Origin of the sequence: Hoylesella buccalis ATCC 35310, assembly GCF_000177075.1 — a bacterium.
Taxonomy (GTDB): domain Bacteria; phylum Bacteroidota; class Bacteroidia; order Bacteroidales; family Bacteroidaceae; genus Prevotella; species Prevotella buccalis.
This window is the reverse complement of sequence record NZ_ADEG01000069.1, coordinates 1-709: the sequence shown is the minus strand read 5'-3', so window position 1 is coordinate 709 and position 709 is coordinate 1. Positions and strand designations below refer to the sequence as shown.

Annotated in this window: 1 protein-coding gene; it reads right to left on the bottom strand. The window is 27.4% G+C overall.

The genetic code is table 11. The features are described from left to right. Positions 1-144 precede the first annotated feature (144 nt). Positions 145-709, bottom strand: a 565-nt coding sequence (locus tag HMPREF0650_RS07665; protein WP_245543479.1) for a hypothetical protein, incomplete at its 5' end; no start/stop codon positions are given.

The window sequence follows — 709 nt, the reverse complement described above, 5'->3', positions numbered from 1 at the left end:
ATAGCGTTTTTATCTCGAAACACGGAATAATCAACGGAAAAAATGCGTTTGAGAAGTATAAAAATGTGGGAAAACTGTATGATAGGCTACATTTCTATTGATTTTTATAGAATAAAAGAGGATGATTTGCGATCACAGCCTTTATTATTTTACCCTTACTAAGACTTTAGACATTTCTTTCTTTTTAATTATTTTATTTATCTGATCTTTTTTATAATCAGAAGGAATACCAAATTGCCGTATCCCCTTATCTAATTGTAAAATATCATATGGCAAATAATTGTAATAGAAAGATTTCCATTTTAGAAGATACACTGTCTTATTACTAAGAATAGAAGGGTGATATTTTCTATCACTCTGTTTTATCCAACACTGATTATTTATTCCATTAAGACACAAATTCTGATTTCCAACATTTACATATATTATTGGTGTGTATGAGTTTGAATAATTATTAGTTGGTTTAGCATTTATTATATCGTCTTTAATTTGTTTGAACATAGTAGAGGTTATAAATATTGTATCATCGTATTCATTGGTCTTACATATGCTATCGAGGTCAGTACAATCAAACTGTCTATATGGTTCTATATTACCACAAAAATAAAAAATAGTAATTTCCTGCTTATGGCGGTAATTGCAACTAAAAAGCAATAATGTGCATATTATAAGCATATAATATATATATCTTTTATTGTTCATATTGAGC